We start from the raw sequence: 21,317 nt of genomic DNA on the forward strand, positions 1-21,317 counted from the left end.
ACGGTTCGAGATGTGAGATCACGCCCTGTCCTCGGGTGGACGCGGCCTCGGGGAGGGCGCGATCTCAAACCTCGCGAGAATAGGTTGTGCTTGCGGAGTTTTTTCCCCGTCTCTCTCCTTCGCCGCCGCGAACTGGCAGTAGGTGCCGTCAAATCGCTTTTTTGGGAACAACAACTGCCAGCTCACGAAGGCGTAGAGCTTGTTCGATGCCGACCCTGGTTAGGACATTCGTCGAGTTCTGATCTCAACGCTCAGATCAGAACTCGAGGGGCTGTTGCCTTGGGCGGGGATGAGCAGTTCGGGTCCTCCTCAGAGGCCCCTGTAACAGCAGGTTGCACCTTCTGCACCATCGCACCCACTGCGCCACTGCAACAGCAGCTACTGCTCAGGCAGCACGCTGCTGTACACCTCAAGCGTCTGTTCGACGATCGACTCCCAGGAGAACAGTTCGGTTGCGCGCTGGCGACCCTTCACCCCCATGGATCGTGCCCGGGCCGGGTCGTTGACCACTTCGATCATCGCGGCAGCAAAGTCGGCAACAAACTTATCCGGATCCAGCGGAGTGCCGGTGCCATCGCCGACCTGTTCCAGTGGCACCAGCAAACCGGTCTCACCGTGTGCCACCACCTCGGGGATGCCGCCCGTGGCGCTGGCAACAACCGCGGCACCGCAGGCCATGGCCTCAAGGTTCACAATGCCCAGCGGCTCGTAAATGGAGGGGCAGGCAAACACGGTTGCATGGCTCAGGACCTGAATCAGCTCAGCACGCGGAAGCATGCGCTCAATAACGATCACGCCATCGCGCTGCGCCTTGAGGCCTGCAATCAATTCGTTGACCTCAGCGCCGAGTGCGGGGGTGTCGGCAGCTCCGGCACACAGCACCAACTGAACCTCCGGCGGCAATGCGGCGGCCGCCTTCAAAAGGTAAGGCACACCCTTCTGGCGCGTCACGCGCCCAACCCACACCACGCTGGGACGGTCCGGATCAATCCCCAGGGAACGGACGACGTCGTCCTTCTCATCACGCTGCCAGGAAGCAACGTCAATGCCGTTGTGGATGACCTTCACCTTCGCAGGATCAACGTTGGGGTAGCTGCGCAAGATATCTTGGCGCATGCCATCCGAGACGGCGATGATGGCGGCAGCACCCTCATACGCGGTCTTCTCAACCCAGGACGACACGGCATAACCGCCGCCCAACTGCTCGGCCTTCCACGGCCGCAACGGCTCCAGACTGTGGGCACTGAGCACATGCGGAATGCCATGCAACAGTGAAGCAATATGACCAGCCATGTTCGCATACCAGGTGTGGGAATGGACCAGGTCCGAGCCCTCAATGGCTGAAACTACCTGCAAATCAACACCAAGAGTCTGCACGGCCGCATTTGCTTCTGAAAGCTCGGGAAGATTCCCATAAGAGGCAACAGTGGCGCCATGAAAGTTCATCTCGCGTTCATTTCCAAACGCGTGTACACGTAAATCTACCTTGGCTGCCAAGACGCGGCTGAGCTCGGCGACATGCACGCCAGCGCCGCCATAAATCTCGGGCGGAAACTCTTTTGTCACAATATCTATACGCACACTCTCAAGGTAGTCTGTCGGGACACATTTGTTCTAGTGTGAAGGTGTTGTGACCCATACAAGGCCATGGCAAGGTGCACCATTCAAACTGTCGGAGGTTGGATCATGTCAGTCAAGAAAGTTCTGGCGATCGTTTTAGCAGGCGGTGAGGGTAAACGATTGATGCCCTTGACAGCAGACCGCGCTAAACCAGCTGTTCCTTTCGCCGGGTTCCGGTTGGTCGATTTCGCTTTGTCCAATCTGGCAAATTCGGGATATTTGAAAATTGTGGTGTTGACGCAATACAAATCGCACAGTTTGGACCGTCATATTTCGGAAACATGGCGGATGTCCACACAATTGGGCAACTATGTTGCTTCGGTTCCGGCGCAGCAGCGCCGCGGCAAGAGCTGGTTTCTGGGCAGCGCGAATGCCATCTACCAGTCCATGAACCTCATCGTCGATGCCGAACCTGACATTGTGGTTGTGGTCGGTGCCGACCACGTCTACCGCATGGACTTTGATCAGATGGTGCAAAGCCACATCAATTCCGGTGCCCGGGCCACTGTTGCCGCCGTGCGCCAGCCCTTGGAGATGGCGGACCAGTTCGGTGTCATAGAGATCGACGGCGCTGAAGTCGCCGGTGCGATTGGTGCCCACAAGATTTCTGCCTTCGTTGAGAAGCCCGAATCCACGCCAGGGCTGCCGGATGCCCCCGACCAGTTCCTGGCCTCCATGGGCAACTATGTTTTTGACACGGAGGCCCTGGTCGAGGCACTGGAGCAGGACGCCGTCAAGGAAGACACGAAGAATGACATGGGCGGGGACATCATCCCCTACTTCGTCAACCGCGACGAGGCGTTCGTCTACGACTTCTCGACCAACGACATCCCCGACGCCACGGACCGGGATCGGAACTACTGGCGTGATGTGGGGACCATCGACTCCTACTACGACGCCCACATGGACCTGATTTCCCCCATGCCGATCTTCAACCTGTACAACAGGGCATGGCCCATCTTCACCCGCAGCACCACCTCGCCGCCTGCGAAGTTTGTCCGTGGCGAACAGAACTCGGTCGGAACGGCGCTGGACTCCATCGTTGCCGCCGGTGTGGTGGTCTCCGGCGGTGTGGTGGAAAATTCCGTGTTGTCCCACGACGTCTATATAGCTGCGGGCGCCCGCGTGCAGGAATCGGTCCTCATGGACAAGGTGACGGTGGGGGCTGGTGCAGTGGTGCGCAGGGCCATCATCGACAAGAACGTCAAAATCCCCGCCGGGGTCACCATTGGTGTGGACCCGGAGTTGGACAGGGCCCGCGGCTTCACCATCACCGAGTCGGGATTGACGGTTTTGAGCAAGGGACAGATTGTTTCTCCCCCAGACGAGCAGGAAAAGCAGCTGGCCCTGGCAGCAGCCGCGGAGCTCCCCGAGGCCCTGGCTCTGGCCATCGACCGGCACCAGCTCGCCCCAGAGACCATTGAGAAAGTGGTGGCGAACCAGATCGCGGCCATCAGTGCGGTTACTGATGGATCTGTGGCGGCCGGTGAAGAGGCTAACATTGTTGGGTGAGCGCCCCTGAATTGACCCCTGAAGAAATCCAAAATTGCCTCAAGGTTTTGGAGAACATCCACGTCTACGACGAAGAACATCCCGACTATGTCCTGGTACGCCGGGCCACAGGAAAGATGTTCAAAGCCGTCAAGCGGCACCGCCGGGTCGTCAAGCGTGACGCCATCAACGACGCCGACAAGGCCGTCATTGCGCTGACCGCGACGGCGGCGCCGGACCGCATCGACGATGAGACACGGGGCAACAAGCTCAAACCCTCAACGACTGGCGACACGGCGGGGACGCTTCTGCGCTCCCGCCCCTGCTACATCTGCAAACAGCATTACACCCAGGTCGATGCCTTCTACCACCAGCTGTGTCCGGACTGTGCCGCGTTCAACCATTCCAAGCGCGACGCGCGGACCGACCTCAGCGGCAAGACTGCCCTCCTCACGGGTGGGCGCGCCAAAATCGGCATGTACATTGCCCTGCGCCTCCTGCGCGACGGTGCACACACCACCATCACCACCCGTTTCCCGAAGGATGCAGCCCGGCGTTTCGCCGCCACGGAAGACAGCAGCGAATGGCTGCACCGGCTGCGCATCGTAGGCATCGACCTGCGCGACCCCACCCAGGTTGTGGCCCTGGCCGATTCCCTCAACGAGGCCGGCCCCCTCGACATCATCATCAACAACGCGGCACAGACCGTGCGCCGTTCCGGCAACGCCTACAAGCCGCTGGTTGATGCCGAGCTCGAGGATCTTCCCACGGACACCCCCATGCCCGAACTGGTCACCTTCGGCCACGCCCATGACAAGCACCCCCTGGCGCTGGCCACGCAAATGCTGGAACACCCCAAGCTGGCCGGTGACGAGCTTGCGTCGCTGGCGCTCTCTATGGGCTCGGCCTCGCTGGAGCGCATCGAGGCAGGCACGGCCATTGACGCCGGGGGCCTCGTCCCCGATGTGGCGGCCATCAACAGCTGGACCCAGGTCGTCGACCAGGTCGACCCGCTGGAGATGCTCGAGGTCCAGCTGTGCAACGTCACGGCACCGTTCCTGCTCGTCTCACGCCTGCGTCCGGCCATGACGGCATCCACCGCGCACCGCAAATACATTGTGAACGTCTCCGCCATGGAGGGACAGTTCTCCCGCGCCTACAAGGGTCCCGGCCACCCGCACACCAACATGGCCAAGGCCGCCCTGAACATGCTCACCCGCACCAGCGCCAAGGAGATGCTCGACGCCGATGGCATCCTCATGACCGCGGTCGACACCGGCTGGATCACCGACGAACGCCCGCACTACACCAAGGTGCGCCTGGCTGAAGAAGGCTTCCACGCACCCCTTGACCTGGTGGATGGCGCAGCGCGGGTCTACGACCCGATCGTGATGGGAGAGTCCGGCGAGGACCAATACGGTGTCTTCCTCAAGGACTACAAGCCCAGCCCGTGGTGATGCCCGACGCCGGCAGTCCCGGTTTCGCTGCGACGGCACGTACGCTGGCTCCCGGCTTGGGCGTCGCCCTGGCCGCGGTGGCCGTCTCCCTCCTGGTCCACGCACTGGTGCCGATGCTCCCGGCCATGACGGTCGCCGTCGTGCTTGGCATTGCAGCGGTCAACCTGCCAGGAACGTCGGCGCTGTGCCAGGGGCCGTGGCGGAAGGGGCTGAATTTTGCTGGGAAGCACCTGATGCGCGCCGGCATTGTCTTCCTGGGCCTCAAGCTCAGCCTGGGCGACATCATGGACCTTGGCTGGCTCAGCGTGGCCCTCATCATTTCCGTGGTGCTGCTCAGTTTTGCCGGCACGCTGGTGCTGGGCAAGCTGTTCCGGCTGGCGGGCGACACTCCCTTGCTGATTGCTACGGGCTTTTCCATCTGCGGCGCGTCCGCAATCGGCGCCATGGCCGCGGTCAAGGGCACTAAGCATGAGGACACCGTCATCCCGGTGGCCCTGGTGACGCTGTGTGGCACGCTCGCCATCGGTATTCTGCCGCTGCTGATGAATCCGCTTGGGCTCAGCACACTGCAGTTCGGCCAGTGGGTGGGCGCCGGAGTCCACGATGTGGGACAAGTGGTGGCCACGGCACAGACCGCCGGCGCGGTTGCCCTGAGCGCCGCCGTGGTGGTCAAACTGACCCGTGTTGTGCTGCTGGCCCCCATTGTTGGCGTGGCCGGTGCGCTTGAGCGCAAGCGCCATGCCCAGGCCCTGGAGCTCAAACGCGCGGCCAGCGCCGACCCCGTGGCGGCCCCCAAGTTCCCACCCGTGATCCCCCTGTTCGTGATCGGCTTCCTGCTCATGGCGGCGCTGCGCACCACAGGTTGGCTGCCCGAGGGTGCCATTGAGGCTGGCGCACTGGGCCAGGACATCACACTGGGTGCGGCACTGTTCGGGTTGGGCTCCAGTGTCCGGGTCCGCGAGCTGCTGGCCACCGGGTTGCGGGCCACGCTCATGGCGCTGTGTTCCTGGGTTCTGATTGCCGCGCTGGCATTCGGCGCGGTGCACCTGATGTCGGCCTGACCCGCCCTTCTCAACTCAGCAGCCTTTGCTGACTTGATCCACCTTTTCCAAGGGTCCGTGATTGAATGAATTGGTGTCCAATTTTAATCTTTTGCGAAGCGAAGCAGCTGCCCGAAAATCCCTCATCACGGTTCACAACTATGACGTTGACCTTGACCTGAGCCTGGCCGAAGACCCCACGGTCCCAGGCTTCCCCAGCACCACCACCATCACCTTCGCGGCGGAGGTGCCGGCGGATGACTCCGCTGCCGATGAAGCGACGGAGCAGGCCGGCACGTTCCTTGACTTCATCGGACTCAGTGTTGAGTCGGTTGTCCTAAACGGCACCTCCCTGGCTGTCAGCGAGGTGGTGGACGGCTCCCGCATCCACCTGCCGAACCTGGCTGCCGAGAACGAAGTGGTGGTCGCCGCCACTGCCGCGTACTCCAGCAGCGGCGAGGGCCTGCACCGCTTCGTCGATCCCGCCGACGGCAAGACCTACACGTATACACAGTATGAGCCGGCCGATGCGCGCCGCGTCTTTGCGAACTTTGAACAGCCCGATTTGAAGGCCCCTTACACTTTCCGCGTGACCGCCCCCAACGGCTGGGAAGTTGCCTCGAACCAGTCGGTGGCCCGCCATGACGTGCTGCCGGAGACCGGAGCCCGCCGCTGGGACTTCGCGCCCACCCTGCCCATCTCCACCTACATCACCACCGTCCTGGCGGGGCCGTACTTCAAGGTGGAGGACCACTTCTCCATGACCTTTGGCGCGGACAGCGCCCACGCCGGCCAGGAGCTGGAGATCCCCCTGGCCGCTTATTGCCGGGCCTCCCTCGCGGGCCACTTTGATGCCGCTGAGATCTTCACGGTCACCAAGGCTGGCCTGGCGTACTTCAACGAGCTCTTCGACTACCCGTACCCCTTCGGCAAGTACGACCAGGCCTTCGTGCCCGAATACAACCTCGGCGCGATGGAAAATCCGGGCCTCGTCACCTTCACCGAGGCGTATCTGCACGCCTCCCGCGCCACCGACACCGCCTACCAGCAGCGCGCCAACACGATCATGCACGAGATGGCGCACATGTGGTTTGGAGATCTCGTCACCATGGGTTGGTGGGACGATTTGTGGTTGAAGGAATCGTTTGCCGACTTCATGGGCCACCTCGCCGTGGCCGAAGCCACCCCCTGGGGGCCAAAGTCCTGGGTCATGTTCGCCAGCCGGCGCAAGGCCTGGGCGTACACGCAGGACCAGCTCCCCACCACACACCCCATCGTCGCCGACATTCCCGACCTGGAAGCCGCCAAGGCCAACTTTGACGGCATCACCTACGCCAAGGGCGCCTCCGTGCTCAAACAGCTTGTGGCGTACGTGGGCCAGGACGCGTTCATCGCCGGCTCGCGGGAGTACTTCAGGACCCATGAGTACTCCAACACCTCCCTGGGCGACCTGCTGGACCCGCTCAGCAAAGCCTCGGGCCGCGCCCTAGACGAGTGGGCCGGCCAGTGGCTGGGCACCTCCGGCATGTCCACGCTGACCCCCGACCTGGACATCGACAAGGGCGCCGTCAGCTCCCTGACCATCACCCAGACGGCCATCGACCCGGTCACCGGCAGCGAAGCCCTACGCCCGCACCGCCTGGCAGTTGGCTTTTTCAAGTACGACGCCGGAGCCCTGGTCCGGAGCGAATCGTTCACCATCGATGTGGTGGGGCAGGAGACGGTGGTTGCCGAGGCTGTTGGGCGCCCGTCCCCCGACCTGGTACTGGTCAACGACCAGGACCTGAGCTATGCCAAGGTTCGCCTGGACGCTGCTTCGCTCAGCACAGCCCTGACCGGTGTGGGCACCATTGCGGACCCGCTGGCACGCAGCCTCGTGTGGTCGGCGCTGTGGAACGCCACGCGAGACGCTCTCCTGCCTGCCGCCGTATACCTGCGCACGGTGGTGGCCCACGCAGGAGGCGAGGCAGACACCAGCCTGCTGCAGACCCTGGCGGACAATGCACTGTCGGCCTTGGAACATTACTGCCCGGCCCCTGATCGTGCCGGCGCCGCGGAACTGTTGCGTGCCGGTGTCGAACACCATTTGCAGGAGGCGGCGCCGGGCAGCGACGAACAGCTCATATGGGCGCGCACCCTGGCGCTGCTGGGCCGCGGCGCCGACGCGGTCAACCCGCGCAGCCGTGAGTGGCTGGCGGGAGTCAACGTTCCGCCCGGGCTGGTGGTTGACGGCAGCCTACGCTGGCTGCTGTGGCAGCAGCTGGCGGCACGCGGCGCGGCGACCGTGGCCGATGTGGATGCTGAATTGGCGGCGGACACGACGGCCGAGCACCGGGCCAACCACTGCACGGCGATTGCCGCACTGCCGGTGGCGGAGGGCAAGGCACAGCGTTGGCAGGAAGCCGTTGCGGAAACGGCGCTCAGCAATGAACTGCTCAGTGCCACGATTGCCGGCTTCACGGTGGGCGACGCCGCGCTGCTGGAGCCGTTCATCGAGCCGTACTTCCTGGCCATTGAGGACGTGTGGAACGGCCGGAGCCTGGAAATTGCGGGGCGCATTGTGCGCGGGCTGTTCCCCCTGTCCCAGGATCTGGTGCCCGGCACCTCCCCCGAGCACCATCCCGTGGTGCACCGCACCGACGGCTGGCTCGCTGGGCACCCGGCTGCGGCGCCCGGGCTGCGGCGGATGGTGATCGAGCAGCGGGACCAGTTGCTGCGGGCGCTGCGGGCACAGGCTGCGGCTTAACTGCAAGCCCGCGTAGCGAATAACAGCGCAACGGCAGGCGGGCGCCGTCGGGCTTGGCCTGCTGTGACGGATGGTGCGGGGCGTTTGCGGTCTAGGCTGCAGGCGTCCCTCGCCGCACCCAGCGGAGGAACGTGGCGGTCATGCCCAGGACAACCGCAAGCCACGCCGCCACAGCAACCCAGGTTGCCACATTGCCAACCCACGCCACAAGGGGCATGTGGTTCTCCGTGCCGAACCTATACGTTGCCACGGCAAACATGCCCAACGGAAACACGATCGACCACAGGGCAGTGGTGTAGCGCACCGGCTCGCGCCGCACCACATGGCGCCAGAAGCCGAAGGCCACCAGCAGCGGCACCCACCACAGCCCAAACGCCCACAGGAGGTAGCTGATGCCGCCCACCGTGGGGCCGGCCATGGCGATGACGGGTACCTCGGACGGCAGGTGCAGGATCATCGACCCGGCCAAGACGGTGATGGCGGTGGCACCCATGAAGATCCAGTTGGTCGGCACAATCCCGCCCAGGTTTTCACCGCCCGTCAGCAACCGCAGCATGACAAGGGTCGTGAGGGTGAGATACAGCATGATGCCCACGCCCCACAATGCCACCGCCGCGTCGCTGAGCAGCCGGACACTGCTGCCGCCCGAGGCCAGGGAGGCGGCGGCCATCGACAGTGACTGGGTGGAGACCACCCACAGGAACCAGGTGCCGTCCACGGGCAGCAGCCGCGGGCGCAGCGCCTCACCAATTTCGGTGCGCAGCATCATCGACAGCGGAACGCCGTAGGCCAGGAACAGCCAGAGCGGGATGCTCATGGCTGCCATGATCCAGGTGACGGCCGGCGCCACCGGATGGAAACCAATGCCCACCACGTTGATGGCGGCCACCATGGTCAGGTAGCCGAAACCCTTGTGCGGGTTGCGGAAGTCAGCGACGGCCTCGTCCGTGTGGTTCAGCAGGCGGCCGAGCAGGCCGATGAACAGCAGTGCCAGGCCACCGACGGCGATCCACAGCAGCGTCCAGGACGCCACGGTCCAGCCGGCGTCGAGCAGGGCGGAGGCAACAATGCCCGTGGCCATGACGAAGGCAAACGAGGCCGGCGGCTGGTTAGGCCACCGGCTCCTCAGCGTCGCGGCGGTGCGGGCACGTGAACTCATGGGACCCGGTGCAGCCACTCGTCTGTGCCGAACTTCGTCTCAACCCTGCGCGCCGCCTCCGCCAGTTCGGCCTCGGTCAGGGTGGAGGGCCGGGCGCCGTAGCGGGCGGTAAACGTCTCGGACATGCGGGCCAGGATTTCCGCCCGGCTCATGCCGCTCTGGCGCCGCAGCGGATCCACGCGCTTCTTCGCGGAGCGGGTTCCCTTATCCGACAGTTTTTCCTTGCCGATCCGCAACACTTCCACCATCTTGTCGGCGTCGATGTCGTAGCTCATGGTCACATGGTGGACCATGGCGCCGTTGCTCAGGCGCTTCTGGGCGGCTCCGCCAATCTTGCCCTTGTCGGTGGCGATGTCGTTGAGCGGGACATAGAACGCCTCGATGCCCATGGATTCCAGTGCGGCCAGCACCCAGGCGTCAAGGAACTTGTACGAGTCTTCAAAGTTCAGCCCGTCCACCAGGGTCTGGGGCAGGTACAGGGAGTAGGTGATGCAGTTTCCGGCCTCCATGAACATGGCCCCCCCGCCACTGATCCGGCGCACCACGTTGATGCCGTATTTTTCGACGCCGGCCGGGTCCAGTTCGTTGCGCACCGACTGGAAGGAGCCAATCACCACGGACGGCTCGTCCCAATCCCAGAAACGCAGGGTCGGGTTGCGCCGCCCGGCACCCACCTCTTCGGCGAGCACCTCGTCCAGGGCGACATTGATGGCAGTGGGCAGCACCGTCGGTGCGATCACGTCCCATTCGTGGTCAATCCAGCTTGTTGCCTTGGTCAGTGCCCGGCGGACGGTGATGGCGACTGCCTGGGCCGAGAAGCCAAATAGCACGGCGTCAGGCGGCAGGGCTGCCGTGATGGCATCCGCCAATGCTTCGGCAGGCAGCGAGGCCGACAAGCCGTTCAGTGCATCGTTGATGCGCTCCAGCGCCTCGTCGGGTTCCAGGAAGAAATCTCCGCTGACACGGACTCCCTTGAGGAGCCCGTGCGCCACCTGGACGTCAACGACCACCAATTTTCCGCCATGGACCTTATATTCGCCGTGCAGTAGAGAAGACATGACTCCATCTTCCCGTCACACGGGCTCCACGCAAAACCACTCCGCAACCTCGAACTTGGGCCCGCTGGAATCGAGTACGCAGTTGTTGGACCAAAAAGCTCCGGAATTCGCTTTCCGAGTCCAACAACTGCGTACTCGATTAAAAAGCAGGGCCCGCACCATACGGTGCGGGCCCTGCCATAAAAACTGTGGGAAGAAGTGTTACTTCTTGCCGAAGCCTGCGAAGCGGGCGTTGAAGCGCTCGACACGGCCGGCGCTGTCCATGATGCGCTGCTTGCCCGTGTAGAACGGGTGTGACTCTGAGGAGATTTCCACGTCGATGATGGGGTAGGTGTTGCCATCTTCCCATTCGATGGTCTTCTTGGACGTTGCGGTGGAGCGCGTCAGGAACTTGGTGCCGGAAGCCAGGTCGTTGAAAACGATTGCTTCGTACTTGGGGTGGGTGTTCTGCTTCACTATGAACCTCAGAGTGTTATTGCCTGGATTTTGCCAGACGGATGAATGTTATGGCCACAAGGACCAGCTAGAAACTTTACCGGCTTGCGACGATTTCACCAAGCCCGCTGGGCCAAGGCAGCCAGCGCATCGTTGGCGTGCACGTTCATATTGGTTTCGCTGGATACCTGGAAACGCAGGATTTGGCCGGAATCCACAATGAAGGTGGCCCGTTTGGTGGGAAGTGACTTTGCCAACAAACGACGCCGGACACCAAACAAATCTGCCACCTCACCCTTCGTGTCGCTCAGAAGGGGATAGTCAAAATGGTTTTTCGTGGCGAAGTCGAGCTGTTTCGCCACGGAATCGGTGCTGATGCCAACAATGGAGGCCCCTGCTTTCGCGAACTCTGCCGCCAGGTCCCGGAAGTGGCAGGCCTCCTTGGTACAGCCGCCGCTGCCGGCCAGGGGGTAAAAGAAAATCACCAGGGGCCCGTCTGCGGTCAGTTCTGCCAGGCTGCGCAGCTCGCCGTGCTGGTCCTGGAGCGAAAAGGCGGGCACTTTCTCATCAATCTTCATGCTTCCACACTACTCGTGGCGGGCGGCCTGGATGCGGCATCCGGCGAGCCGTTTCAGCCCCGTGGATCAGTGGCGAAGAACGCCACCGCGCTGGCGGCGGCAACATTGAGGGAGTCCACGCCTGCGTGCATGGGGATCATGACGGTGTGCTTGGCGCGCGCCAGAGTATCGGGGCTGAGCCCATTGCCCTCGCTGCCGAGGATGAGAGCCAGTTTGTGATCGTTGCGGGCGGCGAGTTCCTTGATGGTGAGCGATTCCGCGACCAGGGCAAGTGCCGCCGTCGTAAATCCGGCCTCATGGAGCACATCCAGTCCGGCTGGCCCATCCGTCAGGCGTGCCCACGGGACCTGGAACACCGCACCCATGCTGACACGGATGCTGCGCCTGTACAGCGGGTCGCCGCAACTCGGGCTGATCAGGACGGCGTCGACGCCGAGCGCCGCGGCGGAGCGGAAGATGGCGCCAATGTTGGTGTGGTCGCTGACGTCTTCCAGCACGGCCACACGTCGCGCACCGGCCAGCAGCTCGGGCAGGTTCACCGGTGCGGGGCGGTGCATGGCGGCCAGGGCTCCGCGGTGGAGGTTGATGCCGGTGATTTGCTCGAGCATGGCGCCGGTGCCCACAAACGCGGGGACGTCTGGGTGGGCTTCGAGCACGTCCAACACCTCCGGCAGTCTCTTCTCCGCCAGGAAAAAGGACCGCGGCCGGTGTCCGGCGGCCAGTGCGCGGCGCACCACCTTGGGACTTTCGGCAATGTAGAGGCCCTCGGCTGGTTCCTTCACCTTCCGCAGCTGGACGTCCGTCAGGGAGACGTAGTCGCTGACGCGGGGGTCGGCGGCGTTGTCAAGATGGATGATCATGGGGCAACCAGTTTCTGAATCATAAAGAACAAGGCCACGAGACCCAGGACGACGATGACGCTGCGCAGCACCAGCGGCGGCAGTTTCCGGCCGATGCGGGCGCCAATGAAGCCGCCGGCGAGGGAGCTGACGGCGATCAGTGCCACCACTTGCCAGATGATTTTCTCCGGGGCGAAGATCAGGTAGGAGATGGCGGCCACGACATTGACGCTCAGCGAGAGCACATTCTTGACGGCGTTGGCGTTTTGCAGCGTGCCGGACATGAAGATGCCCAGGATCGCGACGAGCAGCACCCCCTGCGCGGCAACAAAATAGCCGCCGTACACGCCCGCCAGGTACACGAGCACTACCATGGCGGCGTCGTGCGAGCGGGTGGAGGGGCCGGCGTCGCGCCTTGCCTTGATGGCTCGCTGCAGTTTCGGCTGGAAGATGACCAGTGCCAGCGCCAGCACAATCAGAGCCGGCGCCACCAGCGCAAACACCGACTCCGGCAGGTGCAGCAGCAGTGCCGCGCCCGTGATGCCGCCCAGAATCGATGCGGGCATGAGCCTGCGCAGGTTCGCCCTCATGCCGCTCAGCTCGCGCCGATACCCCCACGTGCCGGAGATGCCCCCCGCGATCAGGCCCATGGCGTTGCTGACCACCGCCATGACGGGGGCAACCCCCAGCGCGATCAGGATGGGGAACGTGACCAGCGTGCCGGAACCGACCACCGTGTTGATGGTGCCGGCCCACAGCCCGCCAAGCAGGATGAAGAAGGATTCAAGCGCGTTCACTGCTGTGGTGGGGTCCTATTCAAGGAGTGGCGGGCGTGAAGGGCTGCGTGGGAAGGGGCGTGGGAACAGCCTTGATGGGAAAAAGGGGGCGGGAGCGTACGACGGCGGTTAGGCGCGTGCCGTCGCCGTGTACCGTCCGGCGGTGCTTGTGACAGACAGCGGCAGGCCGAAGGTAGTGGAGAGATTCTCCTCCGTCAGGACGTCCGCGATGGGGCCCTGGGCAACGATTCCGCCGTCGCGCAGCAGCAATGCGTGCGTGAAGCCCGGGGGGATTTCCTCCAGGTGGTGGGTGACCAGAACCGTGCTTGGTGCCAGGGGGTCGGCTGCCAGTTCGCTCAGGCGCTTGACCAGGCCTTCGCGGCCGGCGAGGTCCAGGCCTGCGCCGGGCTCGTCCAGCAGCAGCAGTTCGGGATCGCTCATCAGGGCGCGGGCGATCTGCACACGCTTGCGTTCGCCGTCGCTCAGCGACGCAAAGGGGCGGTTGAAGAACGTGGAAACCCCCCACTCCTCCAACAAGCCAAAGGCGCGGCGTTCGTCGTCGCGCTCGTAATCCTCACGCCAGCGCCCGGTGACGCCATAGGAAGCGGTCACCACCACGTTCAGTACCTTCTCGTGCTCCGGAATCTGGTGGGCCAGGCTCGCGGAAGCCAGGCCGATGCGCGGGCGCAGCTCAAAGACGTCAACGGCGCCCAGAACCTCGTCGAGGATCCCCGCAACACCGCGGGTGGGGTGCATGCGCGCTCCGGCGATCTGCAACAAGGTGCTCTTGCCGGCACCGTTGGGGCCAAGAACCACCCAACGTTCGCCCTCCGTGACACGCCAATCGATGTTGTCCAACAGTGTTTTGGTGCCGCGGACTACGCTGACACCGGCCAAACCCAAAACTTCACTCATAAGCACTGAGCCTATGACACGAAAGGCGGCCAGCGCTAACCAGCGCACTCTCCAGGTGGGGCCAGCGCGGGTGCTCTTGGCTAGAATACAATCATGCCCTCCACATTTACAGCAGTCAGCTATGGCCAAACGCTCTCCCCCTCAGTCCTTGAAAACATCCGGACCGTCCTGTCCGAACACGGCTACACGGTTGCCTCTGAACGCGCGGAGAGCCATCCCGGCTTCGAAGTTGCCGTGCTTGAACTGGGGTCCCTTGATCCCAGCGGAGCCAGCGACGCCCAGGCTGCGGCACGCCTGGCCCGCCTGCGCAAGGCCCTTGTGGAGACCGGCACTGAGAACGTGAGCACCGCCGTCGTTCCTGACTCCCTGCGCAATGCCAAGCGCAAGTTCATCATCATGGACGTCGACTCGACGCTCATCCAGCAGGAGGTCATTGAGCTGCTGGCCGCCCATGCCGGCACCGAGACGGAAGTTGCCAAGGTCACGGAGGCGGCCATGCGCGGCGACCTGGACTTTGCTGAGAGCCTGCACCACCGCGTCGCCACCCTGGGCGGGCTGCCCGTCAGCGTGCTGGCCGAGGTGGGCGAGAAGATCAAGTTGTCGGAAGGCGCCGAACGGCTCGTGGCGCAGGCCAAGGCAGCGGGACACGTTGTGTGCGCTGTCTCGGGCGGATTCTCACAGATTCTGGCGCCCCTGGCGGAACGGCTGGGCCTGGACTTCGCACTGGCCAATGACCTTGAGATCGTGAACGGGCACCTGACCGGCAAGGTCTCGGGCGCCGTGGTTGACCGGGCGGCGAAGGCCGTGCAGCTGCGCGAGTGGAGTGCGCTCTCGGGCATTCCGGTGAAGGCCACCATGGCCATTGGCGACGGCGCCAACGACCTCGACATGATGGCCGCTGCGGCGCTCGGGGTTGCCTTCAATGCCAAGCCTGCCGTGCGTGCAGTGGCCGACGCGCAGATCAACATCCCCAACCTTGACGTGGCGCTGGCGCTGGCCAACATCTAGCCCGACCTGCCGTAACCGGCGCCGCTTCCTCCGGCTCTGTCGTATAACAACGAACGCTCCCCCACCTGATGTGAGGGAGCGTTTGTTGATTATGCCCCGGATCTGCAGGAGCGTTTGGGAAAACAACCCCGGATCTGCAGGAGCGTCTGCCGGGGTGGGGCAGGGGCTAGTTGAAGTAGTCGGCTCCGCCAACGTATTCGGTGTGGCCGCTGGGCACCTCGGCCGTGGCCATCTTGGCGATCTCGGCGGCAAATTCCGCCACGGAGTACAAACGGCCGGCCTCGGCGCGGCGGGCCTCGATGGCGCCCGGGTTGGCACGGTCCAGCAGGGTGGCCGTCACGGTGCCCTCGATCATGTCGCCGGAGACCACAACAAGTGAGATGTCCTCTGCGGCCAAGTTCGGGATGAACGCGCGCAGTGCGTGTTCGCCGGCACGCTTGCTCCTGGCCACGGGCTCGTATTCGGGCATCGTGGGCACGGTTTCGATGAAATGCGCCTGGTGACTTGTGACAAATACCACGCGTGAGCCGGCCGGCAGCACCGGCATGGCGGCGTTGAGCAGGTTGACCTGTGCGTCGCGGTTGAGCGCCAGGGCATAGTTTTCGGCCATGCCGCTTTCCATGCCGCCCGATGCGTTCAGCACCACCAGGTCCAGCGAACCAAAGTTTTCCAGGGCAGCGCTGACAAGTGCCTGCACGCCTTCCTGGGTGGTCAGGTCCGCGCCCACGGCTATTGCGCGGCCGCCGGCTTCCTGTATCTGCGCCACAACCTTGTTGGCGCGGGGAGCCTTCTGGCGGTAGTTGACCACCACTGCGGCACCTTCTGCGGCCAGGAACTTTGCCACGTCGGCGCCGACGCCGCGTGAGGAGCCGGTGACAATGGCTGTCTTTCCGTCAAGCTTTCCCATAAATACTTTCCTTACATCCAATTTCTACGTTCCACGCGGCGGGACCCTTTCGGGTGCCCGCCCGGGCCATCCATGTCGAATCTTAGCGGCGCCGCGGCGTACTTCCGAGTACATCGGCGCCGCGGCACGCGCTGCGGCACCGGCCGGGCACGCGCCGTCGTGCCTTAGTGGCCCATGCCGAGTCCGCCGTCAACGGGGATGACGGCGCCTGAGATGTAGGAGGCCTCGTCGCTGGCAACCCAGCGGACCACGTTGGCGACCTCATCGGCCGAGGCGAAGCGGTTTGCCGGAATCGTCGACAGGTACTGCTTCTGGGTGGCTTCCGGCAGTTCGGCCGTCATGTCGGTGCTGATGAAACCGGGGGCAACCACGTTGGCCGTGATGCCGCGTGAGCCGAGTTCACGGGTGATCGAGCGGGCAATGCCGACCAGGCCGGCCTTGGAAGCGGCGTAGTTGACCTGCCCGGGCGAACCATACAGGCCCACCACGGAGGAAATCAGCACCACGCGGCCCTTGCGCAGGCGGATCATGCCCTTGGAGGCGCGCTTGATGACCCGGAACGCGCCCGAGAGGTTCGTGTCCACGACGGAGGTGAAGTCCTCTTCGCTCATGCGCATCAGCAAGGTGTCCTTCGTGATGCCGGCGTTGGCAACCAGCACCTCGACCGGGCCGTGGGCGGCCTCAACCTCGGTGAAGGCGGCGTCGATGGAGGCAGCATCCGTGACGTCGGCCTGGACGCCCAGAATTCCGTCGGGCAGTTCCGAGGTGCTGCGGTAGGTCACGGCGACCTTGTCACCGTTGGCCAGAAAGGCCTTGGCAATGGCCAGACCAATGCCGCGATTTCCGCCGGTAACCAAAACACTGCGACCCTGGCGCTCTTCGCCTGCCGGTGCACTCATGTATTCCTCCTGGAAGTCAATCTTGATTCTTCTATGGCTAATTCAGCTTCAGTTAGTGAATCCTACGGTGAAAGCCGCCACGGCACACACTTGGCTTTTTGGTTGTGCACCCGGGCAGTGAGAGAATGGAGGCGTCCCTTGGAGTGTGATGAAAGACCAATCAGCTACGCCGAAATTCGGTGCCGGCCGGCGCAGCAAGTACCGTCACAGCGCCCCCGACACCGGTGTTCAAGCCATTACCAACGCCGCCGATCCCCACAGCGAAGACATGCGCCGACGCATGGTGCAATATTCGGTCACCATGGGCATCCGCATGGTGTGCCTGGCCGCCATTTTCGTCTTTGACGGATGGTTCAAGCTCGTGCCCATCATCGGCGCCGTGGTGCTGCCGTGGGTCGCCGTGATGATCGCCAACAGCGGCGCGGACATCAACGCGCACGAGACCGTGGAGCTCCTTGACGAGGCACCCTTGTACTCCTTGGGGGTTGGGGATCCGGAAACGTTCGACGGCGCACCCTCCCCCGGTGACATCCTCACCGGCGAGCTCGTCCCCGACACAGACGAAGACACCCCGGCCGGCGAGAGCACGCCCGCCAATGGCGAGGACAACTTTGCCGGCGAAGGCACGCCCCCTGCAGGCGCCTACGCCGCTGGGGGTTTCGCCTGGCCCATGGGCCCCGGCATTCCAAGTGACCCCACGGAGCCGGCGCAGGAAGCTGCGCAGGAGGAGAAACACCATGAACATCTTTGACATGCTGTCCGGCGAAGGACAGACAGGCGAAGGGCAGAATAGACCGCCGGCTCCCGAGACACCCAAGTGCTCCCGCAAGGGTTGCCGTGCCGACGCCACCATGCAGTTGCTCTGGAACAATCCCAAGATTCACACAGTTGAGCGGCGTAAGATCTGGCTGGCGTGCGAGGACCATGTCGGCTGGCTTGAAGATTATCTCCAGAGCCGTTCCCTGTGGAAGGAAACCCTCCCCTTGAACTCGCAGCCGAACCCGCAACCGTTGACTCCTAAGGATTCCGCCTAGTTCATGAAGACGTACAAGTTTCTTTTCTCCAGCAGGTGGATGGGCTACTTTGCCATGGCACTCATCTTTGCCGTGGCCTGTGTAGCACTGGGGAACTGGCAGATGAACAGGCGCAACGCCGTCGTGGAGAACATTTCCAAGATCCAGCAAAACTATGCCGGACAGGTGGCGGACTACCAGGACATTGCGAAGAACTTCGACACCCTTGACCCCGCCAGGGAATGGACACAGGTGCGCATGAACGGCACCTACCAGACATCGGATGAGCGCATTGTCCGCAACCGCCCCCTCAACGGCGCCCCCGGCTATGAGGTGCTGGTGCCGCTCACGCTGGACAACGGCGACACCATCATCATCGACCGCGGCTGGCTGCCCATCGGCTACAAGGTGCCCGGACATCCGGACTTTGTTCCGCAGCCCGAGGCCGGAGTGGTGACGGTCGTGGCCAGGCTCAAGCCGGTGGAACCCACACTGGACCGGGGCGCCCCGGAAGGGCAGCTGGCCTCCATCGACCTTGCCGAGTACGCCACACAACTCCCCTATGACATTAAGACCGGCGCCTACGCACAGCTCGCCACAGAATCACCGGCGGCCGCTGCCAACCCCACACCCTTCCCCGCACCGTCGATCGATGAAGGCTCCCACCTCAGCTATGCGCTCCAGTGGATAGCGTTTGGCGTCCTGGCCTTTGTGGGCTTTGGCTACGCCGCCCGCATGCAGCGCCGCAACGACGACTACGACGCCATGGAAGCCGCCGAATCAGGTGTTCCCGTGGAAGAGCTGTACGGCCGCGGTTCGGCATTCCATCCACGCAGGCACACCAAGGTTCGCAAGCCGGGCGCCCAGCCAACCGCCGAAGAAGCCGAAGACGCCCTGCTTGACTCCCAGGGGTTCTAAGCGGCAGGCCGCCAAACCCTGCACCGCCAACCGCTTCGCTGAGATGTTTGTCATAGTGACTATCGGCCTCCCATGGCTCGCATGCCCGCAACGAGCCCCTCGGCCGCTAGCGCCTAGCAGCCTCCCATCGCTCGCAAGCTCGCAACGAGCCCCTCGGCCGCTAGGCTTAGCCCATGAGCGCGCACAATAATACTGAGGTTCTTGATCCCGTCGTTGAAAACGTCCGGGCTGCCCTCACCTCGGCCGGGCTGGATGACACCGTCATCGTTGTCCCGGACTCGGTGGCAACCGCTGCCACGGCCGCGGCGGTTCTGGACTGTGAGGTTGGCGCCATCGCGAACAGCCTCATTTTTGAATGCGGCGGCAAGCCACTCCTGATCCTCTCCAGCGGGGGCGCCAAGGTGGACACCCGGAGAGTAGCCCGCGACCACGGGCTCCCCAAGATCAGCCGTGCCACCCCGGAATTTGTGCTCGAGCACGCCGGCCAGCCTGTTGGTGGTGTGGCACCCCTAGGGCACCCGTCCCCCATCCGCAGCTTCCTCGACACGGACCTGGCCCAGTATCCGGTGCTGTGGGCCGGCGCCGGCAGCCACCAGGCCATGCTCTCCATCAGTTACCAGCAGCTCCTTGAAGCAACAGGGGCAACTGAAACTGCCGTGCGCTAGTCCCCAGCTTCGCCCTCCGCTCGCAAGCTCGCGAGGGAACCCTCAAAGCCGTGGGCCCACAAAGCAGAACAGCGGGAGATGACTTGGATGTCCAAGTCGCCTCCCGCCGTCGTTCCCCACTCACGGCCCCGATAAATCGCTGAGGCGACTTCCCGGCAACCTGGCGAGCGTGGGCCATCGGTTGCTGGCAGCTTAGGCCATCGTGATCAGGTCCAAGTATTCCGGGTTCCACAAGTCCTCGTCGCCGTCGGGCAGCAGCACCACACGCTCGGGGTCAAGGGCCGCTACGGCACCCTCATCGTGGCTGACCAGGACAACGGCGCCGGTGTAGTTCTTCAGGGCCCCCAGGATCTCCGCACGGCTGGCGGGGTCAAGGTTGTTGGTGGGCTCATCAAGCAGCAGCACGTTGGCACTGGAGGCGACGATCGTGGCCAGGGCCAGGCGGGTCTTTTCGCCACCGGAAAGGACGCCGGCGGGCTTGTTCACGTCATCACCTGAGAACAGGAACGAGCCAAGGATGCCGCGAACTTCGGCGTCGTTCATGTCCCCGGCCGCTGAACGCATGTTCTCCAGGACGGTGCGGTTTACGTCAAGGGTGTCGTGCTCCTGGGCGTAGTAGCCAACCTTCAGGCCGTGGCCGGCAATGATCTCGCCGGTGTCAGGCTTGGACACGCCTGCCAGCATGCGCAGCAGGGTCGTCTTACCGGCACCGTTGAGGCCCAGGATGACAACCTTGGAGCCGCGGTCGATGGCGAGGCTGACATCCATGAAAATTTCCAATGAACCATAAGACTTGCTGAGCCCTTCGGCCATCAGCGGAGTTTTCCCACACGGAGAAGGATCTGGGAAGCGTAGTGCCGCCACCTTGTCCTGGGCCCGGACCTCTTCGAGTCCGGCCAGCAGGCGTTCGGCGCGCTTGGCCATGTTCTGAGCGGCAACGGCCTTGGAGGCCTTGGCCCGCATCTTGTTGGCCTGATCCATCAGGACGCCGGCCTTCTTTTCAGCGTTGGCGCGTTCCCGGCGTCGGGCGCGTTCATCGGTTTCGCGCTGCGACAGATACTTCTTGTAACCGAGGTTGTACTGGTCAATCGTGGCCCGGTTGGCATCCAGGTGGTAGACCTTGTTCACGGTCGCATCCAGGAGTTCGACGTCGTGGCTAATCACGATCAAACCGCCATTGTGGCTCTTGAGGAAGTCCCGCAGCCAGGCCACCGAATCAGCGTCAAGGTGGTTGGTGGGCTCATCAAGGAGCATGGTCTTCGCACCGGAAAACAGGATGCGCGCCAACTCGACACGGCGGCGCTGTCCACCGGAAAGGGTTTTCAACGGCTGGTTCAGGATGCGTTCGGGCAGGGCCAGGTTGGAGGAAATGGATGCAGCCTCGGCTTCGGCAGCATAACCGCCGGCGGCCTGGAACTCGGCATCCAGACGGTCGTAGCGGCGCATTGCCTTGTCGCGGATGGTGTTGTCTTCGCTGGCCATGTCGTCCTCGGCCTTGCGCAGCTTGGCGATGACCTTGTCCATGTCGCGGGCCGCAAGAATGCGGTCCTTGGCCAGCTGCTCCATGTCAGGGGTGCGCGGGTCCTGCGGCAGATAGCCGATTTCTCCGGTGCGCGTGACCGTGCCGCCTGCGGGGAGTGCCTCGCCGGCCAGAACGCGGGTCAAGGTGGTCTTGCCGGCACCGTTGCGGCCCACCAGACCGATCTTGTCGCCGCTGTCGATGCGGAATGATACTTCGTCCATGAGCAATCGAGCTCCAGCACGTAACTCAAGGTCTTGGACCGATATCAACG

Annotated in this window: 20 protein-coding genes; 9 read left to right on the top strand and 11 right to left on the bottom strand. The window is 63.7% G+C overall.

Annotated features, from left to right (window positions below):
• Positions 1 to 378: 378 nt before the first annotated feature.
• Positions 379 to 1,581, bottom strand: a complete 1,203-nt coding sequence (gene glgA / locus art_RS03210) for a glycogen synthase (protein ID WP_038462469.1) — start codon at positions 1,579 to 1,581, stop codon at positions 379 to 381.
• 105 nt (positions 1,582 to 1,686) lie between these two features.
• Between glgA and glgC the strand changes: the two genes are divergently transcribed.
• The 4 genes from glgC to pepN all read left to right on the top strand — a co-directional run bounded on the left by glgC (position 1,687) and on the right by pepN (position 8,354).
• Positions 1,687 to 3,132, top strand: a complete 1,446-nt coding sequence (glgC, locus tag art_RS03215; RefSeq protein ID WP_038462471.1) for a glucose-1-phosphate adenylyltransferase — start codon at positions 1,687 to 1,689, stop codon at positions 3,130 to 3,132.
• Positions 3,129 to 4,568: an SDR family NAD(P)-dependent oxidoreductase gene (locus tag art_RS03220; protein WP_038462473.1), complete on the top strand. Its 1,440-nt coding sequence runs from the start codon at positions 3,129 to 3,131 to the stop codon at positions 4,566 to 4,568. The genes glgC and art_RS03220 overlap by 4 nt, the downstream gene beginning before the upstream one ends.
• Positions 4,568 to 5,629, top strand: a complete 1,062-nt coding sequence (locus art_RS03225; RefSeq protein WP_038462474.1) for a YeiH family protein — start codon at positions 4,568 to 4,570, stop codon at positions 5,627 to 5,629. The genes art_RS03220 and art_RS03225 overlap by 1 nt, the downstream gene beginning before the upstream one ends.
• Positions 5,630 to 5,702: 73 nt before the next feature.
• A complete protein-coding gene (pepN, locus tag art_RS03230; protein ID WP_038462475.1) occupies positions 5,703 to 8,354 on the top strand; it encodes an aminopeptidase N in 2,652 nt (883 codons plus the stop codon).
• A gap of 91 nt (positions 8,355 to 8,445) precedes the next feature.
• Here the strand turns inward: pepN and art_RS03235 are convergent, their stop codons facing one another.
• The 7 genes from art_RS03235 to art_RS03265 form a co-directional block, all read right to left on the bottom strand.
• Positions 8,446 to 9,513: a tellurite resistance/C4-dicarboxylate transporter family protein gene (locus art_RS03235; protein ID WP_157875129.1), complete on the bottom strand. Its 1,068-nt coding sequence runs from the start codon at positions 9,511 to 9,513 to the stop codon at positions 8,446 to 8,448.
• Complete coding sequence (locus tag art_RS03240; RefSeq protein WP_038462476.1) at positions 9,510 to 10,571, bottom strand: biotin/lipoate A/B protein ligase family protein; 1,062 nt, start codon at positions 10,569 to 10,571, stop codon at positions 9,510 to 9,512. The genes art_RS03235 and art_RS03240 overlap by 4 nt, the downstream gene beginning before the upstream one ends.
• Positions 10,572 to 10,772: 201 nt before the next feature.
• On the bottom strand, positions 10,773 to 11,027 hold the full coding sequence (locus art_RS03245; RefSeq protein WP_038462477.1) for a type B 50S ribosomal protein L31: 255 nt from the start codon (positions 11,025 to 11,027) through the stop codon (positions 10,773 to 10,775).
• A gap of 95 nt (positions 11,028 to 11,122) precedes the next feature.
• The gene (locus tag art_RS03250; RefSeq protein ID WP_038462478.1) at positions 11,123 to 11,584 is read right to left on the bottom strand and encodes a peroxiredoxin; all 462 of its coding nucleotides are present in this window, start codon (positions 11,582 to 11,584) and stop codon (positions 11,123 to 11,125) included.
• A 53-nt stretch (positions 11,585 to 11,637) separates the two neighbouring features.
• Positions 11,638 to 12,444, bottom strand: a complete 807-nt coding sequence (locus art_RS03255) for an RNA methyltransferase (RefSeq protein WP_038462479.1) — start codon at positions 12,442 to 12,444, stop codon at positions 11,638 to 11,640.
• Positions 12,441 to 13,220, bottom strand: coding sequence for a sulfite exporter TauE/SafE family protein (locus art_RS03260; RefSeq protein ID WP_052135951.1), 780 nt, complete (start codon positions 13,218 to 13,220; stop codon positions 12,441 to 12,443). The genes art_RS03255 and art_RS03260 overlap by 4 nt, the downstream gene beginning before the upstream one ends.
• A gap of 108 nt (positions 13,221 to 13,328) precedes the next feature.
• A complete protein-coding gene (locus art_RS03265; RefSeq protein WP_038462480.1) occupies positions 13,329 to 14,114 on the bottom strand; it encodes an ABC transporter ATP-binding protein in 786 nt (261 codons plus the stop codon).
• A 93-nt stretch (positions 14,115 to 14,207) separates the two neighbouring features.
• Here art_RS03265 and serB point away from each other — a divergent pair, with 93 nt between their 5' ends.
• A complete protein-coding gene (serB, locus tag art_RS03270; protein WP_038462481.1) occupies positions 14,208 to 15,122 on the top strand; it encodes a phosphoserine phosphatase SerB in 915 nt (304 codons plus the stop codon).
• 166 nt (positions 15,123 to 15,288) lie between these two features.
• Here serB and art_RS03275 read toward each other — a convergent pair whose 3' ends face one another.
• Both art_RS03275 and fabG read right to left on the bottom strand, forming a co-directional pair.
• Entirely contained in the window at positions 15,289 to 16,029 is a 741-nt protein-coding gene (locus tag art_RS03275) for an SDR family oxidoreductase (protein WP_038462482.1), read from the bottom strand.
• A gap of 164 nt (positions 16,030 to 16,193) precedes the next feature.
• Complete coding sequence (gene fabG / locus art_RS03280; RefSeq protein ID WP_038462483.1) at positions 16,194 to 16,928, bottom strand: 3-oxoacyl-ACP reductase FabG; 735 nt, start codon at positions 16,926 to 16,928, stop codon at positions 16,194 to 16,196.
• Between the two features lie 148 nt (positions 16,929 to 17,076).
• Here fabG and art_RS21475 point away from each other — a divergent pair, with 148 nt between their 5' ends.
• From art_RS21475 to art_RS03300, 4 genes are all read left to right on the top strand, one after another.
• Entirely contained in the window at positions 17,077 to 17,679 is a 603-nt protein-coding gene (locus art_RS21475) for a DUF3099 domain-containing protein (protein ID WP_157875130.1), read from the top strand.
• On the top strand, positions 17,666 to 17,962 hold the full coding sequence (locus art_RS03290; protein ID WP_038462484.1) for a hypothetical protein: 297 nt from the start codon (positions 17,666 to 17,668) through the stop codon (positions 17,960 to 17,962). Before art_RS21475 ends, art_RS03290 begins: the two co-directional genes overlap by 14 nt.
• Positions 17,963 to 17,965: 3 nt before the next feature.
• A complete protein-coding gene (locus tag art_RS03295; protein WP_038462485.1) occupies positions 17,966 to 18,859 on the top strand; it encodes an SURF1 family protein in 894 nt (297 codons plus the stop codon).
• A 173-nt stretch (positions 18,860 to 19,032) separates the two neighbouring features.
• The gene (locus tag art_RS03300; RefSeq protein ID WP_038462486.1) at positions 19,033 to 19,524 is read left to right on the top strand and encodes a YbaK/EbsC family protein; all 492 of its coding nucleotides are present in this window, start codon (positions 19,033 to 19,035) and stop codon (positions 19,522 to 19,524) included.
• Positions 19,525 to 19,716: 192 nt separating this feature from the next.
• Here the strand turns inward: art_RS03300 and art_RS03305 are convergent, their stop codons facing one another.
• Positions 19,717 to 21,315 (bottom strand): ABC-F family ATP-binding cassette domain-containing protein, encoded by a 1,599-nt coding sequence (locus tag art_RS03305; RefSeq protein ID WP_038462487.1) that lies wholly within the window; start codon positions 21,313 to 21,315, stop codon positions 19,717 to 19,719.
• Between the last annotated feature and the right edge of the window lie 2 nt (positions 21,316 to 21,317).

This window comes from Arthrobacter sp. PAMC 25486, assembly GCF_000785535.1.
Taxonomy (GTDB): Bacteria; Actinomycetota; Actinomycetes; order Actinomycetales; family Micrococcaceae; genus Specibacter.

Coding starts and splice junctions, on each gene's coding strand:
- art_RS03275 (WP_038462482.1), bottom strand. CDS start 16,029: ATGGGAAAGCTTGACGGAAAGACAGCCATTGTCACCGGCTCCTCACGC.
- art_RS03225 (WP_038462474.1), top strand. CDS start 4,568: ATGCCCGACGCCGGCAGTCCCGGTTTCGCTGCGACGGCACGTACGCTG.
- art_RS03240 (WP_038462476.1), bottom strand. CDS start 10,571: ATGTCTTCTCTACTGCACGGCGAATATAAGGTCCATGGCGGAAAATTG.
- art_RS03295 (WP_038462485.1), top strand. CDS start 17,966: ATGAAGACGTACAAGTTTCTTTTCTCCAGCAGGTGGATGGGCTACTTT.
- art_RS03290 (WP_038462484.1), top strand. CDS start 17,666: ATGAACATCTTTGACATGCTGTCCGGCGAAGGACAGACAGGCGAAGGG.
- glgC (WP_038462471.1), top strand. CDS start 1,687: ATGTCAGTCAAGAAAGTTCTGGCGATCGTTTTAGCAGGCGGTGAGGGT.
- art_RS03250 (WP_038462478.1), bottom strand. CDS start 11,584: ATGAAGATTGATGAGAAAGTGCCCGCCTTTTCGCTCCAGGACCAGCAC.
- serB (WP_038462481.1), top strand. CDS start 14,208: ATGCCCTCCACATTTACAGCAGTCAGCTATGGCCAAACGCTCTCCCCC.
- art_RS03300 (WP_038462486.1), top strand. CDS start 19,033: ATGAGCGCGCACAATAATACTGAGGTTCTTGATCCCGTCGTTGAAAAC.
- fabG (WP_038462483.1), bottom strand. CDS start 16,928: ATGAGTGCACCGGCAGGCGAAGAGCGCCAGGGTCGCAGTGTTTTGGTT.
- art_RS03265 (WP_038462480.1), bottom strand. CDS start 14,114: ATGAGTGAAGTTTTGGGTTTGGCCGGTGTCAGCGTAGTCCGCGGCACC.
- art_RS03235 (WP_157875129.1), bottom strand. CDS start 9,513: ATGAGTTCACGTGCCCGCACCGCCGCGACGCTGAGGAGCCGGTGGCCT.
- art_RS21475 (WP_157875130.1), top strand. CDS start 17,077: ATGAAAGACCAATCAGCTACGCCGAAATTCGGTGCCGGCCGGCGCAGC.
- art_RS03255 (WP_038462479.1), bottom strand. CDS start 12,444: ATGATCATCCATCTTGACAACGCCGCCGACCCCCGCGTCAGCGACTAC.